The sequence below is a fragment of the Pseudomonas wuhanensis genome, from assembly GCF_030687395.1.
Lineage (GTDB): Bacteria > Pseudomonadota > Gammaproteobacteria > Pseudomonadales > Pseudomonadaceae > Aquipseudomonas > Aquipseudomonas wuhanensis.
Map to the genome: position 1 here is coordinate 6,406,801 of NZ_CP117430.1, position 23,693 is coordinate 6,430,493.

Here is a 23,693-nt window from a genome sequence, read left to right on the forward strand (position 1 = left end):
TCCGAAATCAGAAAGGCGCGTCGCCCTGGATGGTGGTGCGATACAACTTGCGGCGCAGATGGCTGGGGCATCCGGCGGCAAGGTGAATCAGCGAACGGTTGTCCCAGAACACCAAGTCGTGGGCCTGCCACTGATGGCGGTAAATGTTTTGCGGCAGCACGCTGTGGGCATAGAGCTCGTCGAGCAATTGTTTGCTCTCGTCTTCCGGCAAACCGACGATGCGGGTGGTGAAACCCTCACTGACGAACAACGCTTTGCGGCCGTTTTCCGGGTGGGTGCGGACGATGGGATGGACGACTTCGGCAACCTGAGCGAGTTGCTCCGGCGTCAGGGTCGGGCGCCAGTTGCCCTCGAATTTGCTCTCGCTGTAGCGCGCCGTGTAGGAATGCGCGGCCGAGCGACCTTCGACAGCTTTGCGCAGCGCTTCGGGCAGGCTGTCCCACGCTTTGTGCATGTCAGCGAACAGGGTGTCGCCGCCTTCGGACGGCAGCTCCTGGGCATGCAGCATCGAGCCCAGGCTTGGCAGTTCCTTATAGGAGAGATCCGAATGCCAGAACTTGCCGGCGTCACCGAGGCCGATGGATTGGCCGTTTTCGATGATGTTGGAAACGATGAGGATTTCCGGATGCCCGGCCAGCAGGAACTGCTTGAGCACATGGATCTGCAACACGCCGAAACGGCGGCTGAAGGCGATCTGCTGTTCGGGGGTGATGCGCTGGTCGCGGAACACCACGACGTGATGATCCAGATGCGCACGATGGATTCGGGCGAAGTCCTGATCGTTGATCGGGCGGGACAGGTCCAGGCCGATGATTTCGGCACCGACGGCGCCGTTGAACGGGCGGATTTCGAAGGCTTGCGACGCGATGCTGGCGGCGCTGGTTGATGGATGTTTTGGAGAAAAAGAGACGGCTGACATAAAAATCACTCCCACGCACGGCACGCTCAAGGGCGCGCGTCGATCAGAAACTCACGGAGGTCCCGTGTTGGTTCGTGTCGTGCGGCGCGCCGATTGGTCGGCAGGTACGCAGGAGAATGACTTTATGGGTATAAGAATTGAAATTTAAATACCGTTAGCGAATAACGATATGGCTTTTATCTACCACCAATTGTTCCCACGCTCCTGCGTGGGAATACATCCCGTGACGCTCTGCGTCACAGTGGACGCGGAGCGTCCATGGCGGCATTCCCACGCAGAGCGTGGGAACGATCAATCAACCGCACCAAAAACTACCTCTCGTGCAACGCCTCGGCCCGAGCCCGGATAATCGGCTTGAGCAAATAACTGAGCACAGTTTTCTTGCCGGTAATGATGTCCACCGACGCCACCATCCCCGGAATAATCAGCAACGGTTTTTCATCCGTCCCCAGGTGACTGCGCTCGGTGCGCAGTTTGATGATGTAGTACGTAGTCTTCTTGTCTTCGTCGGTGATGGTGTCGGCACCGATCTGCTCCAGCTTGGCCTTCAGCCCACCGTAAATGGTGTAGTCGTAAGCCGTGAACTTCACCGTGGCGTCTTGCCCCGGGTGCAGGAAGGCGATGTCTTGCGGGCGAATCTTGGCTTCTACCAGCAAGGTGTCATCCAGTGGCACGATCTCCACCAGATCGCTGCCCGGCTGGATTACGCCGCCGATGGTGTTCACCAGCAACTTGTTGACGATGCCGCGCACGGGCGATGTCACCAACGTCCGGCTGACCCGGTCTTCCAGGGCCTTGCCAGTGGCTTGGGCCTTGTTCAGATCGGTGCGTGCTTCGTTGAGTTGAGTCAGGGCTTCGCTGCGGAACTTGCCGCGCGTCTCATCGATCTTGCGCTGCACTTCCTTGATCGCCGATTCGGCGCGAGGAATCGCCAGCGTGGTGGCGTCCAGTTGGCCGCGGGTTTCGACCTCGGCACGCTTGAGTCGCAAAACCTCCACCGGTGACACCGCGCCCTGAGCCACCAACGGCTCGGACATGTTGATTTCCTGACGCTGCAGCGACAACGCGCTGCGATACTGAGACTGTTTGGAGGTGAACTCGCGCAGCTCTTGCTGACGCTGGATCAATTGCTCCTGCAAGCCACCGATTTCATCGTGCAGTTGCTGGCGACGGCTGATGTACAGCGACTCTTCGCTGGCAGCCTGAGTGGGAACAGCCTTGAGCACATCGGCGGGGAAGTTCAGCGGACGGTCATCGACCTCGGCGCTCAAGCGTTCCACACGCAGCAGCATCGACAGCCGATCGGCTTCGGTTTCACCGACGTTGGAGGCAAACCGCGTGTCGTCCAGACGAATCAGCGGCGCGCCAGCCTCGACGATCTGCCCTTCGGTGACGAACAACTCGGAGACGATGCCGCCCTCGAGGTTCTGGATTTTCTGGATCTTCGACGACGGAATCGCCTTGCCGTCGCCCTTGGTGACTTCATCGATCACCGCGAAGTTGGCCCAGAGCATCAGGAACACGAAGAAGCCGATGATCGCCCAGATCGTCAACCGCACCACCCGCGGGGCGTCTTCGATCAGCGCTTTGTTGACCTCGGGAAGAGGCTGGCCTTGCAGCGACGCGGAGCCTTTGAAGTAGCGGCGGATGGAATCTTTGACCCCGGACTTAAGCAACACTGATCTGCCCCTTCTTCAACGCTTCCATCACCGCGGCTTTCGGGCCATCGGCGAGTATCTGCCCACGGTCGATCACCAACAGGCGATCCACCAGCGACAACAGCGAAGCCCGGTGCGTCACCAGCACCACGGTCTTGTTTTCAACCACCGCAGCGAGGCGTTGCTTGAGGCGTTCTTCGCCGGTGTTGTCCATGGCGCTGGTCGGTTCGTCCAGCAGCAGGATCGGTGGGTTGAGCAACAGCGCTCTGGCCAGGGCGACGTTCTGACGCTGACCGCCAGACAGGTTCTGCCCACGCTCACCGACTTGCAGCTCATAACCTTGCGGGTGCAGACGGGCGAATTCGTGGACGCCCGCCAGCTCCGCCGCTTGCAGCACCAGTTCGTCTTCGACATAGCGCGCGCCCGACACCAGGTTGTCGCGCAATGTACCGGCGAGCAACTGGATGTCCTGGGGCACGTAGCCGATGTTGTGGCGCAGTTCGCTGACGTCGATCTGACGGATATCCACACCATCGACCAGCAGTGCGCCGTCGTCCGGCTGATAGAGGCCCACCAGCAATTTGGCCAGGGAGCTTTTGCCCGAGCCGCTGCGACCGATGATGCCGATTTTTTCGCCGGGCTTGATGGTCAGGTTGATGCCCTTCAGCGCGGGGTTCTGCTGATCCGGGTAAGTGAAGCTCAGCTGACGGCATTCAATGGCGCCTTGCAGCACCTTGCGGCTCAGCGGACGCTCGTCGAAATTGCGTTCCTGCGGCAGCTCCATCATCTGATCGACCGAGGTCATGGTCACACGGGCTTGCTGGTAGCGGGTCAGCAGGCCGGACAGCGAGGCCAATGGGCTGAGGGCACGACCGCTGAGCATGTAGCACGCGATCAAACCGCCCATGCTCAGGTGGCCGTCGATGATCTGGTACACGCCGAAGACGATCATGATCACCCCAGCCAGCTGCTGGATCAGCAAGGTGATGTTCATCGCCAGACCGGACAGCATTTTCACCCGCAACTCGAGGCGACTGAGAGTGCCGATGGTTTGCTCCCACTGATACTGGCGTTCGCTTTCGGCGTTGTTGACCTTCACCGCATCGAGACCGGCGAGGGTTTCGATCAGGCTCGACTGGCGCTCGGCGCCCAGGGCCATGGTTCGCTCCATGGTCGCCACCAGCGGCTTCTGCAAGGCATAACCGATCAGTAGCGCAATCGGGAACGCCAGCACCGGAATCCACACCAGATGCCCACCCAGGATCGCGATGACCATAAAGATCAGCAGCGTAAACGGCAGGTCGATCAGGCTGGTGAGCGTCAGCGACGCGAGGAAATCCCGCAGGCTCTGAAATTCATGGATGTTCTGGGCGAAGCTGCCGACCCGCGCCGGGCGGTACTTCATGGCCATGCCGACGATGCGCTCGAACAGCGTCGCGGAGATGATCAGGTCGGTTTTCTTGCCGGCCAGGTCCAGGCACAGGCTGCGCAGGCTCTTGAGGATCAGGTCGAACAGGTAAGCGCCCGTGATGCCGATGGCCAGGACCCAAAGAGTTGACTCAGCCTGGTTCGGCACCACGCGGTCGTAGACATTCATCACGAACAGCGGCGCGGCCATGGCAATGATGTTGATCAGAAAACTGGCAGCGATGGCGTCGGCGTACAACCAGCGCGAACGCTTGAGGGTGTCGCGAAACCACGAACGCGCACGTGGGATCAGCGTGCCGTGGTTAACGTCGAATTTGTGTTGGGGTTGGGCGAAGAAGACTTTGCCGCTGTAATCGTCGGCGAGCAGTTCACGGCTGACGCAAACCTCACCACCATCGCTTTCGCTAAGCAGCAGACGGGCCTGGTCTTCACCGTGCCAGCCGAGCAGCACCGCGCTGCGACCGTCCTTGAGCAGCAACAGCGCCGGCATGGCAATCGCCGGAATCTGCTCCAGCTTGCGTTGCAACACCCGCCCCTGCAGCCCGGCGCGAGCGGCCGCGCGGGGCAGCAGTTCGACGCTCAGGCGTTGTTTGGGTAACGGCAGACCGGTGGTCAGCATCGCGGCGCTGGCCGGTTTCTGGTGCAAAGTGCAAAGGGCTAGCAGGCCGTCCAGTAACGGATCGTCATGCAGCGCGCGCGGATCATGAATGAGTTGAACTCGACTGACTTCTGATTCCACGCTCGACACTCTTGGCTAACGATTGAAATGGGGCAGGACTCAATTCATCCCGGGCAACTGAACCTTGGGCTTCACGTCGTTCTGCACAACGGATGCCAATGGTGCGACAACGCCCTGACTTTTGAGCAATTCGCCCATGGTCGCCTTGATTCGGTACTGAGTAAATAACTGAATGTTTTTGATCTCGGCCAGCCGACGGGAAGCGCTGAACAGCTCGTTTTCACTGTCGAGCAGGTCGAGCAAGGTGCGTTCGCCGAGGCTGAACTGCTTCTGATAAGCACTGCGCACACTGGCGCTGCGATCGACATATTGCTGGGCGATCGGCACTTGGGCGTTGGCGTTGTTCAGGGCGTTCCAGGCCAGGCCCAGTTCTTCGTTCAACACGCGCAGGGCGTTGTTGCGAATATCCAGCGCCTGGTTCGACAGGTAGGACTTGGATTCCAGATCAGCCTTGTTGCTGCCACCGGCGAACAAATTGAAGCGCATGCGCAGCATGGCCTGCCATTCATTGTTGTGACCGTTCTGACCGTCGAGATCATTGTCGGCGCTGCGACCCAGTTCGGCATCGAAGCGCGGGTAGAAGCTCGACTTGGCGGCTTCGTACTGCTTCTCGGCGGCAGCGATATCGGATTCGGCGGAACGCAGGATCGGGCTGTTTTCCAGCATCTGCGCCCGGGCTTCATTCAGATTGGCCGGCAACAGCGCCATGAAATCGGCAGGCCGCTCCAATTGATCGGGCATCTGGCCGACGGCGCTGAGGTAGTTGGTTTCGGCATCGGCCAGGTTGGTCTGTTCAGTGATCAGGTTATTGCGGGCCTGGGCCATGCGCGCGTCAGCCTGATCGAGGTCGGCGCCACTACCCACGCCGCGCTGGGTGCGCAATTTGATCTGGTCAAGAATCCGTTCGTGGTTCTTCAGATTGTCTTCGGCCAGGCGCACGAATTCGCGGCGGGTCAATACATCGAGATAGACCTGAGCGACGGTCAACCCGGTACGTTCCGACGTGCCCAACAAGGAATAAGCACGGGAATTAACGGTGGCTTGTTGACGCCCTACTTCGCTGGACGTCGCAAAACCGTCAAAAACCATCTGCGACAGACGTAAACTTGACTCACTGCGGTTCAGCGTTTCCCAGTGATTGTTGGTGCCAGCATTACGGGTGGTGACGCTGTCGGTGCCTTCGCGACCATAACCGCCGAGCAGATCGACCCTTGGCAGGTATCCCCCTTTAGCGGCCTTTAACTGATAATCCGCGGCCAATCGACTGTTAACCCCTGCCTGAATTTCCGGATGGACATCCAGCGCCTGCTGCATGGCCTGCGGGAGGCTTTGCGCCTGAACAAAGCTGGCGGCAAGGGCGAAGGGTAGAGCCTTGAACAGGTGCAAACGCATAGTAGGAATTTCCCGGGACTTCTTGTCTTGAATCACTGCAGAACCTGGCGCTGCATCGCATGATGGCAACCGGAATGACCGTATGTCGGAAAGTTCAAAAACGGAACTGGATCACACGCTGTAGGACAGGTCGCCGCTTAAATATCAATGTGACATTACTGGGACGATTGTTTAGGATGGCTCCCTTAAGGTCAATAGTTTGGCATAAAGTTAATTTCGAAAAAATATAGCCAAATTATTGACGAATTAAGCGTCAAACTTATGCAGCAAATATCTTGAAAGTACGTCCAGCCCCGATCGGCTATCACGCCTAGCGGTTCATGGAAGTCAACTGAACGTGACACCCGGAGAGTCTTCAATGAGCAGTGTTGTTGCCATCGTCAAAAGCATTGTTGGTCAGGTTTTCGCGGTGTCGCCAGAGGGCATCCGCCGCGTACTCGTTGAAGGCGACCGGTTGTTGGTCGGCGATCAGGTAGACACCGGCGCCGCCGGCGCCATTACGCTCGAACTGGCTGATGGCCGCACCCTGGACCTGGGCCGCGACACTCAGTGGAGCGGCAGCGACCCGGATTCCAGCACCGACCTTGCGCAAGCCACTGCACAAGCCGCGCCATCGGTTGACGAATTGCAGCAAGCCATCGCCGCCGGCGTCGACCCGACCACCGCTCTTGAAGCCACCGCGGCCGGCCCTACGGCTGCGAGCGGGGGCGGCTCTACCGGTGGTGGCCACAGCTTCGTGGCCCTGGAGGCAACCGCTGCCCGAGTCGACCCGACTATCGGCTTCCCGACTGAAGGCCTCGCCACGGCCGCGTTGGCAACACAAGACACCACCGGCGGCCAGACTGCCGATACCAGCACCAATGCCCTGCGCGAATCGACCCTGAGCCTGAGCGCCACGCCGACCATCACCGAGGCCGGTGGCGTGCTGGTTTACACCGCGACCCTGACCCAGGCGCCGCTGACCGACCTGACCATTACCCTGTCCAACGGCTCGGTGATCGTGATTGCAGCCGGCCAAACCACCGGCACCGTCAACGTTCCGCTGGCACCGAACGACACGGTTTATAACGATCCGACCCAGATCAACGTAACCGTCACCGGCACCACGGGGGGCAGCGGTATCGTGGTCACCCCGCCGACGACTCCGGCCGTGACCCAGGTCACCGACACCGTCGACACCACCACCGTCACACTGTCAGCGGGCTCGACCGTCACGGAAGGTGGCCAGATCACCTACACCGCGACATTGACCAACCCGGCGCAGACGCCGGTCACCGTCACCTTGTCCAACGGTTCGACCATCACCATCGCCGCTGGCAACACCACCGGCAGCGTCAACGTTCCGACGCCGGCCAATGACGTCTACAACAACGGCAGTACCGTCAGCACCACGATTACCGGCGCGACTGGTGGCAACTTCGAAAACCTGGTGCCGAACCCGACTCCAGCCGTCACCACCATTACCGATTCCGCCGACACCACCACCGTCACGCTGACGGCGGGCTCGACCGTCACCGAAGGCGGTCAGATCACTTACACCGCAACCCTGACCAACCCGGCGCAGACGCCAGTCACCGTGACTCTGTCCAACGGTTCGATCATCACCATCGCCGCCGGCAACACCACCGGCAGCGTGAACGTTCCGACGCCGGCCAATGACGTCTACAACAACGGCGGCACCGTCAGCACCACGATCACTGGCGCTACCGGCGGCAACTTCGAGAACCTCGTACCGAGCACCACGCCGGCAGTCACCACCATCACCGACTCGATCGACAACACCGGCCTGAGCCTCAGCGCCACCGGCACCGTCGTCGAAGGCGGCCAGATCACCTACACCGCCACCCTGACCAACCCGGCCGGCACGCCGATGACCGTGACCTTGAGCAATGGCTCGGTCATTACCATCGAAGCGGGCAAGACCACCGGCAGCGTGACGGTCGATACCGCGGCCAACGACGTCTACAACAATGGCAGCACCGTCAGCACCACGATCACCGGCACCACCGGTGGCAATTTCGAGCAACTGACCCCGAGCACCGAGCCGGCGCTCACCACCATTACCGATTCGAAAGACGACACCGGCCTGAGCCTGTCGGCGTCCACCGAAGTGGCTGAAGGTGGTCAGATTCTGTACACCGCGACGTTGACCAATCCGGCCGGTACGCCGGTCACCGTGACCCTGAGCAACGGTGCGGTGATCACCATCGCCACCGGTGCAACCACCGGCAGCGTGAGCGTCGATGCGCCTGCCGATGATGTTTATAAAGATGCCGGCAAGGTTGAAGTCACCATCACTGACGCCTCCGGTGGCAACTTTGAGAACCTGGTGACGAACCCGGCGGCAGCGGTCACTGACGTGACTGACACCCTCGATACCAGCACCGTTTCGCTAACGGCTACCGCGGGCGTTGTCGAGGGCGGCACCGTGGTTTACACGGCTTCCGTTACCGCGCCAGTGACCGGTTCGCCGGTGGTCGTGACCCTGTCGAATGGCCAGACCATCACCATTCCGGTCGGGTCGAGCAGCGGTTCTGTCAACTTCGTTGCGCCAAATGATGCGTTGGCGGGTGGCAGCTCTCTGAGCGTCAAGATCGACGATGCCAAGGGTGGTAATTACGAGAAGCTGGAAGTTGACGGCAAATCAGCCGACACCTCGGTGACTGATGCCCAGGACACCACCAACCTGTCGCTGACCGCCAGCGGTGCCGTGGATGAAGGTGGCCAGATCACCTACACCGCAACCCTGACCAATGCGGCCGGCACCCCAGTCACCGTGACGCTGTCGAACGGCGCCGTGATCACCATCGAAGCGGGTAAAACCACCGGCTCCGTGACCGTCGATGCTCCGAAGGACGACGTCTATAAAGACGCAGGCACCGTTGAAGCGACGATCAAAGGCGCGACTGGCGGCAACTTCGAGAACCTGGTCGCCAGCGATACGCCTGCGGTGACCACCGTTAACGACACCATCGACACCAGCACTGTTTCGCTGACTGCCACATCGAGCGTCGCCGAAGGCGGCACCGTGGTTTACACCGCATCCGTGTCGGCGCCGGTCACCGGTTCGCCGGTGGTTGTCACCCTGTCCAACGGACAGACCATCACCATTCCGGTCGGCTCAAGCAGCGGCTCTGTCGACTTCGTTGCGCCAAATGATGCGTTGGCCGGTGGCAGCTCTCTGAGCGTCAAGATCGACGATGCCAAGGGTGGCAATTACGAGAAACTGGACGTCGACGGCAAGTCGGCGGATACCTCGGTGACCGACACCGCGGATACCACCACCCTCAGCCTGAGCGCAACTGACTCGGTCGCTGAAGGCGGCTCCATCGTTTACACCGCGACCTTGACCAACGCCGCTGGCACGCCAGTGACCGTCACCCTGAGCAACGGCGCGATCATCACCATTGCCGCCGGTACGACTACCGGTTCCGTGACCGTCGATGCGCCAAAAGACGACGTCTACAAAGATGCTGGCAAGGTTGAAGTCACCATCAAGGACGCCGCGGGCGGCAACTTCGAAAACCTGGCGACCAATCCGGCGGCTGCGGTCACCGATGTGACCGATACCCTCGATACCTCGACCGTGAATCTGACGGCGACGTCCACCGTCGCTGAAGGCGGGACCGTGGTTTACACCGCGTCCGTGACGTCGCCGGTCACCGGTTCTCCAGTGGTCGTCACTCTGTCCAACGGCCAGACCATCACCATTCCGGTCGGCTCAAGCAGCGGTTCTGTCGACTTCGTTGCGCCAAACGATGCCCTCGCTGGCGGCGGCTCTCTGAGCGTCAAGATCGACGATGCCAAAGGTGGTAACTACGAGAAGCTGGAAGTCGACGGCAAGTCAGCAGACACCTCGGTGACCGACACCGCTGACACCACCAACCTGTCGCTGACCGCGACCGGCACCGTGGATGAAGGCGGCCAGATCACCTACACCGCGACCCTGACCAATGCGGCTGGCACACCAGTCACCGTCACGCTCAGCAACGGCGCCGTCATCACCATCGAAGCGGGCAAAACCACCGGCTCCGTGACCATCGATGCACCGAAGGACGACGTCTATAAAGACACCAGTACCGTTGAAGCGACCATCAAAGACGCGACCGGCGGCAACTTTGAGAACCTGGTCGCCAGCGATACGCCTGCGGTGACCACCGTCAATGACACCATCGATACCAGCACCGTTTCGCTGACTGCCACCGCGAATGTCGCCGAAGGCGAAACCGTGGTCTACACCGCGACGATCAGCGCACCCGTCACCGGTGCGCCAGTGGTCGTCACCCTGTCCAACGGCCAGAGCATCACTATCCCGGTCGGCGAAACCACCGGCAGCGTGAACTTTGTCGCGCCAAACAGCCCCCTGGCGGGCGGCAGCTCCCTGAGCGTCAAGATTGACGGCGCAACGGGCGGTAATTACGAGAAGCTGGACGTCGACGGCAAATCAGCCGACACCTCGGTGACTGATACCGCGGATACCACCACCCTCAGCCTGAGCGCTACTGATTCGGTCGCCGAAGGTGGTTCCATCGTCTACACCGCGAGCTTGACCAACGCGGCCGGCACACCAGTGACCGTGACCTTGTCGAACGGTGCAGTGATCACCATCGCCGCTGGCGCGACCACGGGCAGCGTGACTGTCGACGCACCGAAGGACGACGTCTACAAAGACGCCGCCAAGGTTGAAGTCACCATCAAGGACGCCGCGGGCGGCAACTTCGAAAACCTGGCGACCAATCCGGCGGCAGCGGTTACCGACGTCACAGATACCATCGACACCTCGACCGTGAACCTCACCGCGACCAGCACTGTGGCTGAAGGCGGCACCGTGGTTTACACCGCGTCCGTATCGGCGCCGGTGACCGGTTCGCCGGTGGTTGTCACCCTGTCCAACGGCCAGACCATCACCATCCCGGTCGGTTCGAGCAGCGCCAGCGTCAACTTCACCGCGCCGAACGATGCCCTGGCTGGCGGCGGCTCCCTGAGCGTCAAGATCGACGATGCCAAGGGCGGTAACTACGAGAAGCTGGAAATCGACGGCAAGTCGGCAGACACCTCGGTGACTGATACTCCGGACACCACCACCCTCAGCCTCTCGGCGACTGATTCGGTCGCGGAAGGCGGTTCCATTGTTTACACCGCGACCCTGACCAACGCCGCTGGCACGCCAGTTACCGTGACCTTGTCGAACGGTGCGGTGATCACCATCGCGGCCGGTGCAACCACCGGTTCCGTGACCGTCGATGCACCAACGGACGACGTCTACAAAGACGCTGGCCAGATCGAAGTGACCATCAAGGACGCCGCGGGCGGCAATTTTGAGAACCTGGCCACCAATCCGGCGGCTGCGGTTACCGACGTGACCGATACCCTCGACACCTCGACCGTGAATCTGACCGCGACGTCCACCGTCGCCGAAGGCGGCACCGTGGTTTACACCGCGTCCGTCAGCGCGCCGGTCACCGGTTCGCCAGTGGTTGTCACTCTGTCCAACGGCCAGACCATCACCATCCCGGTCGGCTCAAGCAGCGGTTCTGTCAACTTCGTTGCGCCAAATGATGCACTGGCCGGTGGCGGCTCGCTGAGCGTCAAGATCGACGATGCCAAAGGTGGCAACTACGAGAAACTGGAAGTCGACAGCAAGTCGGCCGACACCTCGGTGACTGATACTGCGGACACTACAACTCTCAGCTTGAGCGCTACTGATTCGGTTGCTGAAGGCGGTTCCATTGTTTACACCGCGACCCTGACCAATGCGGCCGGGACTCCGGTCACCGTCACGTTGAGCAACGGCGCGACCATCACTATCGCGGCCGGTGCGACTACCGGCTCCGTGACTGTCGACGCACCGAAAGACGATGTCTACAAAGACGCCGGCAAGGTCGAAGCCACCATCAAGGACGCCGCAGGCGGCAACTTTGAAAACCTGGCCACCAGCCCAGCGGCTGCGGTCACCGATGTGACTGATACCATCGACACCTCGACGGTAAACCTCACTGCGACCAGCGCTGTGGCTGAAGGCGGGACCGTGGTTTACACCGCTTCGGTGTCTGCTCCGGTGACTGGTTCGCCAGTGATCGTCACCCTGTCCAATGGCCAGACCATCACCATCCCGGTTGGCTCGAGCAGCGCCAGCGTCAACTTCACCGCACCAAACGATGCCCTGACCGGTGGCACCTCCCTGAGCGTCAAGATCGACGATGCCAAGGGCGGTAACTACGAGAAACTGGAAGTCGACGGCAAGTCGGCGGATACCTCGGTGACCGACACCGCGGATACCACCACCCTCAGCCTGTCGGCGACCGACTCCGTCGCTGAAGGTGGCTCCATCGTTTACACCGCAACCCTGACTAACGCCGCCGGCACGCCGGTTACCGTAACCTTGTCGAACGGTGCAGTGATCACCATTGCTGCCGGTGCCACCAGCGGCTCCGTGACTGTCGACGCGCCTAAGGACGACGTCTACAAAGACGCCGGCAAGGTCGAAGTCACCATCAAGGACGCCGCAGGCGGCAACTTTGAAAACTTGGCCACCAGCCCAGCGGCTGCGGTCACCGATGTGACTGACACCCTCGACACCTCAACGGTGAACCTGACCGCGACGTCTACCGTCGCCGAAGGCGGCACCGTGGTTTACACCGCGTCCGTATCGGCGCCGGTCACCGGTTCGCCAGTGGTTGTGACCCTGTCGAATGGCCAGACCATCACCATCCCGGTCGGGTCGAGCAGCGCCAGCGTGAACTTCACCGCGCCGAACGATGCCCTGGCTGGCGGCGGCTCGCTGAGCGTCAAGATCGACGATGCGAAGGGCGGTAACTACGAGAAGCTGGAAGTTGACGGCAAGTCGGCGGATACCTCGGTGACTGATACCCAGGACACCACCAACCTGTCGCTGACCGCGACCGGCGCCGTGGATGAAGGCGGACAGATCACCTACACGGCAACCCTGACCAATGCGGCCGGCACACCAGTCACCGTGACGCTGTCGAACGGCGCCGTGATCACCATCGAAGCGGGTAAAACTACCGGCTCCGTGACCGTCGATGCTCCGAAGGATGATGTCTACAAGGACGCCGGCACTGTCGAAGCGACCATCAAAGACGCGACCGGCGGCAACTTCGAGAATCTGGTGGCTAGCGACACTCCGGCCGTCACCACCGTCAACGACACCATCGATACCAGCACCGTTTCGCTGACTGCCACTTCGAGCGTCGCCGAAGGCGGCACCGTGGTTTACACCGCGTCCGTGTCGGCGCCAGTCACCGGCTCGCCGGTGGTTGTCACCCTGTCCAACGGTCAGATCATCACCATTCCAGTCGGCTCGAGCAGTGGTTCTGTAAACTTCACCGCACCAAACGATGCACTGGCCGGCGGTGGCTCCCTGAGCGTCAAGATCGACGATGCCAAGGGCGGTAACTACGAGAAGCTGGAAGTCGACGGCAAATCGGTAGACACCTCGATCACCGATACTCCGGAAACCACCACCCTCAACCTGTCGGCGACCGACTCCGTCGCGGAAGGGGGGTCGATTGTTTACACCGCGACCCTGACCAATGCGGCCGGGACTCCGGTCACCGTCACGTTGAGCAACGGCGCTGTGATCACCATCGCCGCTGGCGCGACTACGGGCAGCGTGACTGTCGACGCACCGAAGGACGACGTCTACAAGGACGCCGGCCAAATCGAAGTGACCATCAAGGATGCTGCGGGCGGCAACTTTGAGAACCTGGCCACCAGCCCAGCGGCTGCGGTCACCGACGTGACCGATACCCTCGATACTTCGACCGTGAACCTCACTGCGAGCAGCACTGTGGCTGAAGGCGGCACCGTGGTTTACACCGCGTCCGTGACGTCGCCAGTCACCGGTTCGCCGGTGGTTGTCACCCTGTCCAACGGCCAGACCATCACCATCCCGGTCGGCTCGAGCAGCGGCTCTGTCAACTTCGTTGCGCCAAACGATGCACTAGCCGGTGGCGGCTCGCTGAGCGTCAAGATCGAAGATGCGAAGGGCGGTAACTACGAAAAACTGGAAATCGACGGCAAGTCGGCAGACACCTCGGTCACCGATACTGCGGACACCACAACCCTCAGCCTGAGCGCAACCGACTCGGTCGCTGAAGGCGGCTCCATCGTTTACACCGCCACCCTGACCAACGCCGCCGGTACACCAGTGACTGTCACGTTGAGCAACGGCGCGATCATCACCATCGCGGCCGGTGCGACTACCGGCTCCGTGACTGTCGACGCACCGAAAGACGACGTCTACAAAGACGCTGGCAAAGTCGAAGTGACCATCAAGGATGCTGCGGGCGGCAACTTTGAAAACCTTGCGACCAACCCGGCGGCTGCGATTACCGACGTCACCGATACCATCGACACCTCGACCGTGAACCTCACCGCGACCAGCACTGTGGCTGAAGGCGGCACCGTGGTTTACACCGCGTCCGTGACGTCGCCAGTCACCGGTTCGCCGGTGGTTGTGACCCTGTCCAACGGCCAGACCATTACCATCCCGGTCGGCTCGAGCAGCGCCAGCGTCAACTTCACTGCGCCGAACGATGCCCTGACCGGTGGCGGCTCGCTGAGCGTCAAGATCGACGATGCCAAAGGTGGCAATTACGAGAAGCTGGAAGTCGACGGCAAGTCGGCGGACACCTCGGTGACTGATACTGCGGACACCACAACCCTCAGTTTGAGCGCAACCGACTCCGTGGCTGAAGGCGGTTCCATCGTTTACACCGCGACCTTGACCAACGCCGCCGGCACCCCGGTCACTGTCACGTTGAGCAACGGCGCCATCATCACCATCGCGGCCGGTGCGACTACCGGCAGCGTGACCGTCGATGCACCAAAAGACGACGTCTACAAAGACGCCGGCAAGGTTGAAGTCACGATCAAGGACGCCGCAGGCGGCAACTTCGAAAACCTGGCGACCAACCCGGCGGCTGCGGTTACTGACGTCACAGATACCATCGACACCTCGACCGTGAACCTCACCGCGACCAGCGCTGTGGCCGAAGGCGGCACCGTGGTTTACACCGCGTCCGTGTCTGCGCCGGTCACCGGCGCACCACTCATTGTGACCCTGTCGAATGGCCAGACCATCACCATCCCGGTCGGCTCGAGCAGCGGTTCTGTCAACTTCACCGCACCAAACGATGCCCTGACCGGCGGCACCTCCCTGAGCGTCAAGATCGACGACGCCAAGGGCGGTAACTACGAGAAGCTGGAAGTCGACGGCAAGTCGGCCGACACCTCGGTGACTGATACCCAGGACACCACCAACCTGTCGCTGACCGCGACCGGCACCGTGGATGAAGGCGGCCAGATCACCTACACAGCGACCCTGACCAACGCGGCCGGCACACCAGTGACCGTGACGCTCAGCAACGGCGCCGTCATCACCATCGACGCGGGCAAAACTACCGGTTCCGTGACCGTCGATGCGCCAAAGGACGACGTCTACAAAGACGCCGGCACCGTCGAAGCAACCATCACTGGCTCGATCGGTGGCAACTTCGAAAACCTGGTCACCAGCAATACTGCTGCGGTCACGACCGTCACCGACACGATCGACAAAACCGAAGTCAGCATCAGCGGCAGCACCTCGGTCACCGAAGGCCAGACCGCCAGCTACACCGTCAGCCTGACTCACCCGGCACAGACCGAAGTGACTCTGAAAATCGTCTACAGCGGCACCGCCGCCGACGGTTCGGACTTTACCGGTGTGTACACCGTGAAAATCCCGGCGGGCGCCAGCAGTGCGAGCTTCAACGTCGCGACGCTGGACGACAAGCTCACCGAAGGCACCGAGAACTTCGTGGTCAAGATCGACTCGGCCACTGGCGGCAACTTCGAAAACCTCACGGTCAGCGCGTCCAACGGCAGCGTCAGCACCTCGATCATCGACAACGATGCAGCGCCGGTTCTCGACCTGGACGCCAACAATTCCAGTGGCGCCACCGGGGCCAACTACAACGTGACCTTCACCGAAGGCACCACCGGCCAAGGCGTATCGATCGGCGACACCGACCTGCGCATCACCGACCCGGACAGCACGATGCTGACCGGCGCGACCATCGTGCTGACCAACCGTCAGCCGGGCGACGCGCTGAACCTGGGCAACAGCGTCAATGGCATCAGCATCAATGCCAACAGCCAGGACGGCACCGTCACCCTGACCCTGTCGGGCAACGCGACGCTGGCCGACTACATGCAGCAGATCAAAAACATCAGTTTCACCAACAGCAGTGAGGACCCGAGCACAGTGCCGCGGATCATCACCGTGACGGTGACCGATGGCAGCAACTACTCCAACACCGCAACCACCACCGTCAACGTGGTGGCTGTGAATGACGCGCCAACCGCCGCGCCGGTTAACGTCACCGGTACCGAAGACACCCCGCTGATCCTCGGTTGGTCGACTTTTGGCGTCAGCGATGTCGACAGCGCAACTGCCAACCTGGGGGTGAAAATCACTCAGTTGCCGGGCGAAGGCAAGTTGCAGTACCTGGACGGCGCGACCTGGAAAGACGTGGCCACCAACCAGACCTTCAGCAAGGCCGACATCGACGCCGGCAAGTTGCGCTTCACGCCGGATGCCAACGAATCGGGTGTCGATGCCTACGGCGGCACCGGCGTGGGCAACAAACAGGCCGACTACGCGCAGATCAAGTTCCAGCCAACCGACGGTCAACTGCTGGGCAACACTGGCACGGTGAAAATTGACATCACGCCGGTTGCCGATGCGCCCTCCCTGAGCGTCGCGGACAACAGCGTCAAGTCGACTGGCCTGATCAAGGAAGTCTGGACCGGCCTGTCGGGCCTCGGCACCGATGGCAGCGGCGCGTCTTCCGGCACGCTGAAATCGATCATCGACGGCGCGGGCACCCCGAACTCCAGCAGCACTGTGACCAATGTGCAGTCCAACGGCAGTGTCACGGCCGGAACCGCTTCGAAAACCTCTGGCCTGATCTACCTCGAAGCCGGCAAGACGTACACCTTCAGCGGTACCGGTGACGACAGCCTGTTGGTGACCATCGGCGGTAAAAACGTGGCCGCAATCACTTGGGGTGCGGGCGGTAACCTGAATGGTTCGTTCATCCCGACCACCAGCGGTTACTACACCCTGGACATCTACCACCACAACCAGAGCGGCCCAGGCAGCTATGACGTCAACCTGTCGGTCAACGGCGGTGCGGCGGTCGACCTGAGCAGCGCCGGCGTGCCGCTGTACACCGGCGTGGCCGATCTGGCCGCTTCTGGCGTGACGGTTTCCGACCTGCACGGCACCAATGGCGAAGGCTACTACGACGGCTACAAACTCAACGAAGGCGCCGAAGGCACCAGCGTTCACCTGTCCGCGATCAAAACGGCACTGACCGACACCGACGGCTCTGAAAGCCTGAGCGTGAAGATCAGCGGCATACCGGCGGGCTCGGTCCTCACCGATGGCGCAGGCCACACCTTCATCGCCAGCGCCACCAATGGCGAAGCCAACGTCACCGGCTGGAACCTCGGCACGCTGACCGTTACTCCACCGCCGTACTACAACGGCCAGTTCACCCTGACCGTCACTTCGACCTCCACCGAAGCCCATGGCGGTTCGGCACCGAGCACCGCGCAGATCCCGGTCACGGTGTATCCGTCGGTCTATAACGCGGTGACCGCCACTGCCGCCGACGACACCATCACCGGCACCGATGGCAACGACATCATGGTCGCCGACATCGGCGGGCTGACCGTGGTGCCGGGCACCAACTACAACATCGCGTTCATGGTCGACAGCTCGGGCAGCATGAGCGCTTCTTCGATCAGCGCCGCCAAGGATTCGCTGACCGCGGTATTCAATACCCTCAAGCAAAGCATGGGCGGTAACTCCGGGACCGTGAATATTTTCCTGGTGGACTTCGATACCCAGGTCAACAAATCGGTGTCGGTGAACCTGAATGACCCGAACGCCCTGACCTTGCTCAAATCCGTTCTGGATTCGATGTCGTCCGGCGGCGGCACCAACTACGAGGACGTGTTCAAAACCACGGCCAACTGGTTCCAGAGTGCCGACGCCATTGCCAACACCGGCGCGAAGAACCTCACGTACTTCATCACCGACGGCAAGCCGACCTACTACCAGAGCGGCGAGCAGACCAACCCGACCTTGTACGGCGATGTGAAGCTCGATGACGTCATCGCCACCACCCATTACAAGTTGGGGCAGACCTATTCCGGCTACCTGGACAGCACTCATTACCTGACCATCGACAGCGCCGGCAACGTCACGCTGGAGACTCAGAATAAAAAAGGCAACTGGCACAGTTCAGACTTGGGCACCCTCCATGCCGAGGGTAACGGCACGTACGAACTGTCCTATCGCGATGGCACCGGCTATAGCACCGATTCCACCGCCATCGACAACTCCTCCAGCGGCTTCGCCTTGCTGAGCAACGTGTCGACGGTAGAAGCCATCGGCCTGAACAAGGACGTCACCCTCGGCGATCTCAAGCCGTACGACTCGGATCAGACGCCACAAACCAACATCGACCCGAAAGACCTGGCCAACTCGATCATCGGCCATACCGAAGCGACAATGCCGGGTGCCGACACGGTCAGCGGCGGTGACGGCAACGACCTCCTGTTCGGCGATCTGGTGAGCTTCAACGGCGTTGCCGGTGAGGGTTATCAGGCCATGCAGGCGTTCGTGGCCCAGCAGACCGGCGTCGACGCCAGCAAAGTCACCACCAGCAACGTGCATCAGTACATCACCGAGCATTACACCGAGTTCGACGTGTCTGGCGCCCACGACGGTAACGACACACTGCTGGGTGGCGCGGGCAACGACATTCTCTTCGGCCAGGGTGGCAACGACCTCCTCGACGGCGGCAAGGGCAATGACATCCTGCTCGGCGGCAGCGGCAACGACTCGTTGATCGGCGGTAAAGGCAACGACCTTCTGATTGGCGGTTCGGGCGCCGACACCTTCATCTGGAAGGCTGGCGATACCGGCAGCGACGTGATCAAGGACTTCAAGGCCAGCGAAGGCGACCGCATCGACCTGCGTGATCTGTTGCAGGGCGAAACCGGCAGCACCATCGATAACTTCCTGAAGATCACCACGGTGGATGGTGTGTCGTCCCTGCAAGTCAGCTCTGGCGGCAAGTTCAACGGTGCCGACGCTGCAGCGGCCACCCCGGACGTGACGATCAAATTGGAAGGTAATAATTGGTCCAGCGCCAGCATCAACTCGTTGATCGCCGGCAGTGACCCGACCATCAAAGTCGATCACAACAACAGCTGATCAGCAGACTGACGGCCGCCCAAACCGGGCGGCCGTCGCGTTTGCGTCCACCTCACGGGTGACGATTTCGTCGTCGCACCGCATACTCGCCTGCGTTGGCCTATGCTGCTGACAGCACGACGCTGGTCCATTTCCGAGGGATGCTCAATGTTTTACGTGCAACGCGATGCGCAAGGTCAGTTAGTGCGCGTGGAAGCCACGGCCTACGCCGAGGCCACGGAAACGCTGCCGGCCGACCATCATGAAATCCAGGCCTGGTTTGCCCACGAAGTGGTGGAAACCAGCCTCAAGCAACTCAAGCAGAGCGACCTGGAAATGATCCGGGTACTCGACGACTTGATTCAGGTGCTGACCCAAAAAGGCGTAATCCGCGTTACCGATCTGCCGCCGGCCGCGCAGGCCAAGCTGATGGACCGAAACCAGGCCCGTGAAGCGCTGGGAGGGTTGAGCCAATTGATCGATGATGATGAGACGGGGTTGATCTAAGCCCGACGCCGATCGTTCCCACGCTCTGCGTGGGAATGCCTCAAGGGACGCTCCGCGTTCCAGCCCCACCGCCGACGTTGCGCCTGACACCATTGTGACGCGGAGCGTCACGGGCTGCATTCCCACGCAGAGCGTGGGAACGATCATCTGTGCTACCTCACGCTAAACCTCGGCCCGAGGCTTCATCTGCGGCGAGTCAAGGTGATCCAGCGCCCGTTCCACCGCGGTGATCATTCCCACGCTCTGCGTGGGAATGTCTCAAGGGACGCTCCGCGTTCCAGCCCCACCGCCGACGGTTGCGCCTGGCACCATTGTGACGCGGAGCGTCACGGGCTGCATTCCCACGCAGAGCGTGGGAACGATCATCTGTGCTACCTCACGCTAAACCTCGGCCCGAGGCTTCATCTGCGGCGAGTCAAGGTGATCCAGCGCCCGCTCCACCAACAACCGCACACCATCGGCCAATCGGCTGAGCGCCAGGGCGATGGATCGCCGTGAGCCTTCCACATCGTCCGCAAGATCGGCGGCGATGGCGCTGATGGACAGCAGGTCTTCGGAGGCATTGGCCAGAAGGGCTTCGGTGTCGATGTCGGGGGAGACGGTGAAGAGGTGGCCTTTGCGGGGGCCGGGGGGCGGATTCGGCGTTACTTTGAACATAAGAAATCATCCTAAACAGTAAGTTGGAGCCGTCACCGTTCGCTTGCACGCGAAATAGGGTGGCGGCCGTGCGCAGGTGTGCAAGACCGGGACTGTTTAGGACACCCAGCAGATCCGAGGATCTCCTGCGCGCAGCCGCCATAAAGCAGTGAACATCGAAATGCTCATTGAGAGGAATGGCAGCACGCTACCTAAACAGTTTGGTCGGACTTGCACGTCCGTGTCACCGATTATTCAGTGACAAAGCCAGACTAGCCCTGAGTTTCGGCCGGAACAAGTTCACCAAAACCGCTACAACTTGAAGGAAATCTCTTAGGACTCTGCTATCGGAATAATCGGTGTCCGCACGGGCGCCATCGCGGGAAAGCCCGCTCCCACAGAGGGAGGAGGTGAACGCAGGATTGTGGTACCACACAAATCCTGTGGGAGCGGGCTTGCCCGCGATGACGGCATCAGCCTCACTGCCAAGGCTTAGGCTCACCAAACAACTGCCCCTGAACCCCATACAACCCCATCTCGCGAATCACCGCCAACTCCCCTTCGGTCTCAACCCGCTCGGCAATCAACGGCAAATCAATGCTATGCGCCGCCCGCTGAATTGCCTCGATGAACAGACGCTTGTCGCTCTCCTGATCGATCGCCCGGATGTAACTGCCGTCGATTTTCAGGTACGCCAACCCCAGCCGCGCCAGGTTGCCGATCATGCTGAAACGCCCACCAAAACGCTGCAGACTCAGCGAGAACCCAAGTTCGTGCAGACGCCGCGTCAGCTGTTCCAGCACCGCTTGCTCGGGCAATTGCTCTTCGCCGATTTCCAGGGTCAGTCGTTCCCCGAGATTCGAATGCTGACGCAGGATGTCGAACACTTTGTTCAACGCCTGCGGATCCGCCAGCGTTGCCGAAGACAGGTTCAGCGCCAGCGACTCTTCATGCTCGGCCATCTGCTCAAGCACCAGCTCCAGCATCAAACGGTCCAGCCGCGCGGTCCAGCCGAAACGCTCAAGCCATGGCAAAAAACGCCCGGCAGGAATGGTCTGGCCTTGCTCGTCGAGCAGGCGCGAAAGCACTTTGTAATGCAGCACCACCTGCGTGTCGTGGCTGGCCACCACCGGCTGGAAATACAGCTCGAAACGCTGCTGATCCAACGCCTCATCCAACAGGGTGTGCCAGGCATGGTGATCGTCGCCAACCCGCGCCGGCGCGCCTTGATCGAGGCAGGCCCAACTCGGTTCGCCCTGGCTTTCTGCCTGGGCCAGTGCCTGATCCGCCAACCCGATCACTGCTTGCGGCGAGTCGCCATGGGCAAACGGCGCCAGCCCGATCGAAGCCACCGACGCCACGTCCGTGGCGCCCGTTGCATGCAGGCTCGTCAGGGCACTTTCAAGGTTGCTTGCCAGTTGCAGCGCTTCTTCGCGCACCAGCCCCGGCGCCAGCACGGCGAATTCACCGCCACGAATGCGCGTGACGAGGTTCTGTGTTTCCGGGTACTTGGCACACTCCCGGGACAACTGCTCGCCCACCGTTTTCAACAATTGATCGGTGCGCTGACCACCCAGGCGCTGGTTCAAACCCGCCAGGTCCTTGACCCGCAACAACAGCAAATAGCCGGAGCTGGCTTGCTCGGAATTATTCACTCGCGCGTTCAATTGCATTTCGAAATAGCGCCGGTTGGCCAGGCCGGTCAGGTTGTCCTGATAGGATTCGGCCCGCAGTTTTTCACTGCGTTCGGCCTGTTCCTGGAACAGCGCCTTGAGCTTTTCGACCATCTGGTTCATGGCCTGCACCACCCGGCGCAGTTCCGGGGTGCGCGGCAGTTCCGGCAGGCTGAGGAATTCGCGGCGAGCAATGGCGTGGGATTGCTTGACCATGTAATCCAGCGGCTTGAGTTGCCGGCGCAGCAACAGCGCGCCCAGCACCGCGCTCACCGCGCCGCAGAGCAGCAACCAGCCAAGGCTGCCCAACGCGCTCTGCCACAACTTGGCCAACGCGAACATCGGATGGCTGACCACCTCGACCCGCGCGGCCTGCTCCCAGCCACGGCTGACAAGGGCGTCGCCACCGGCCGGTTCCAGGCCGATCAGTTTGACGAACCAGTCCGGCACGTTGGTGACCGCCGGGATGCCGCTGCGCTCGACAATCGTCTTGTCGTTGGTCAGATCGACCACGCGGATGCTCGCGTAATAACCGCTGTCGAAGATCGAACTGACCAGCAACTCGACCATCGCCGGGTCGTCGATGTTCGGCGTCAGGGACAGCGCCAACGCTGTCGCGGCGTCCTGGGCGTGGGAGCGCAACTGGTTGACGTACTGGGTACGCGAGCTTTCCAGACTGACCATGAAGCTGCCGGTGAAGGCGACCACCAGGAACAGACAGATAGCGATCAACAGCTGTTTGAACAAAGACATCTGAGCGCGTGCTCCTAGTTAGTCGTCTCGACCGGAAAACCTTCGGCCTGCATTTTCTTCAACACATCCTGCCAGCGGGACAGGCGTTTGGTGTCTCCGACCTTCTTGTTACCCTTGGCACCCGGCAACCACAACCCTTCGGCATTGAAAGAGTAGACCGGCAGCAAATCGGTTCGCTGGCTGGCGGGCTTGATCGCGTCGATCAGGCTGTCGAGCACCAAAGGCATGGCCTCGGGGCTCGAGTAGTAGGTCAGAACCATGTGCGCTCGGTTCAGGCGCAAAGCCTTGACGTAGGTGATGCGCAGCTTGTCACTGGAGACACCGAGATGGCGCAGGCTGAAATACTTGGCGATAGCGTAGTCTTCGCAGTCACCGGCGCCTTTCCACAAGGCTTCGATCGGCGTTTCCCAATAATCGACCTCGTGCCACAGGTCGAGGTCTTCTTCGTAGCGCATCTGCTTGTTGAAGAAGCGGTTGACCACGTTGAGCTGTTCCAGCTCGCCAATCTGCTTTTGCGTGGCCAGTAACTGCTGCCAGGCATCAATACGCGGCTGCCCTTCACCCAAAGGCCCGTACAATGCCTGCGCGCGGCGGCTGATCAGCGAAAAATCCCAGTCGGCATGCAGCCCGCCCAGCATGACGCCGGTCAGCAGCAGCGCGCAGCCTAGCCAGCGCAAAGTCCGAGGGATCGCGAAACGTGCCGCCAATGCGAGGC

9 protein-coding genes are annotated in these 23,693 nt (G+C 61.2%); 2 read left to right on the forward strand and 7 right to left on the reverse strand.

Annotated elements, in window-relative coordinates; genetic code table 11:
• Nucleotides 1–7 precede the first annotated feature (7 nt).
• The 4 genes from PSH88_RS29535 to PSH88_RS29550 form a co-directional block, all read right to left on the reverse strand.
• Nucleotides 8–919 carry a TauD/TfdA dioxygenase family protein gene (locus tag PSH88_RS29535; RefSeq protein ID WP_305424276.1) on the reverse strand — a complete coding sequence of 304 codons (912 nt, stop codon included), beginning with the start codon at nucleotides 917–919 and terminating at the stop codon, nucleotides 8–10.
• Nucleotides 920–1,230: 311 nt separating this feature from the next.
• Nucleotides 1,231–2,598: an HlyD family type I secretion periplasmic adaptor subunit gene (locus PSH88_RS29540; RefSeq protein ID WP_305424277.1), complete on the reverse strand. Its 1,368-nt coding sequence runs from the start codon at nucleotides 2,596–2,598 to the stop codon at nucleotides 1,231–1,233.
• Nucleotides 2,588–4,744: a type I secretion system permease/ATPase gene (locus tag PSH88_RS29545; protein WP_305424278.1), complete on the reverse strand. Its 2,157-nt coding sequence runs from the start codon at nucleotides 4,742–4,744 to the stop codon at nucleotides 2,588–2,590. The genes PSH88_RS29540 and PSH88_RS29545 overlap by 11 nt, the downstream gene beginning before the upstream one ends.
• Nucleotides 4,745–4,783: 39 nt before the next feature.
• On the reverse strand, nucleotides 4,784–6,136 hold the full coding sequence (locus PSH88_RS29550; RefSeq protein ID WP_305424279.1) for a TolC family outer membrane protein: 1,353 nt from the start codon (nucleotides 6,134–6,136) through the stop codon (nucleotides 4,784–4,786).
• A 358-nt stretch (nucleotides 6,137–6,494) separates the two neighbouring features.
• Here PSH88_RS29550 and PSH88_RS29555 point away from each other — a divergent pair, with 358 nt between their 5' ends.
• Nucleotides 6,495–19,430 carry a retention module-containing protein gene (locus tag PSH88_RS29555; protein WP_305483434.1) on the forward strand — a complete coding sequence of 4,312 codons (12,936 nt, stop codon included), beginning with the start codon at nucleotides 6,495–6,497 and terminating at the stop codon, nucleotides 19,428–19,430.
• 147 nt (nucleotides 19,431–19,577) lie between these two features.
• On the forward strand, nucleotides 19,578–19,916 hold the full coding sequence (locus PSH88_RS29560; protein WP_305424280.1) for a tryptophan synthase subunit beta: 339 nt from the start codon (nucleotides 19,578–19,580) through the stop codon (nucleotides 19,914–19,916).
• Nucleotides 19,917–20,297: 381 nt separating this feature from the next.
• Here the strand turns inward: PSH88_RS29560 and PSH88_RS29565 are convergent, their stop codons facing one another.
• The 3 genes from PSH88_RS29565 to lapG form a co-directional block, all read right to left on the reverse strand.
• Entirely contained in the window at nucleotides 20,298–20,573 is a 276-nt protein-coding gene (locus tag PSH88_RS29565) for a DUF6124 family protein (protein ID WP_305424281.1), read from the reverse strand.
• 458 nt (nucleotides 20,574–21,031) lie between these two features.
• Nucleotides 21,032–22,978: a cyclic di-GMP receptor LapD gene (gene lapD, locus PSH88_RS29570; protein ID WP_305424282.1), complete on the reverse strand. Its 1,947-nt coding sequence runs from the start codon at nucleotides 22,976–22,978 to the stop codon at nucleotides 21,032–21,034.
• A gap of 14 nt (nucleotides 22,979–22,992) precedes the next feature.
• Nucleotides 22,993–23,685 carry a cysteine protease LapG gene (gene lapG, locus PSH88_RS29575; protein WP_305424283.1) on the reverse strand — a complete coding sequence of 231 codons (693 nt, stop codon included), beginning with the start codon at nucleotides 23,683–23,685 and terminating at the stop codon, nucleotides 22,993–22,995.
• Nucleotides 23,686–23,693 lie beyond the last annotated feature (8 nt).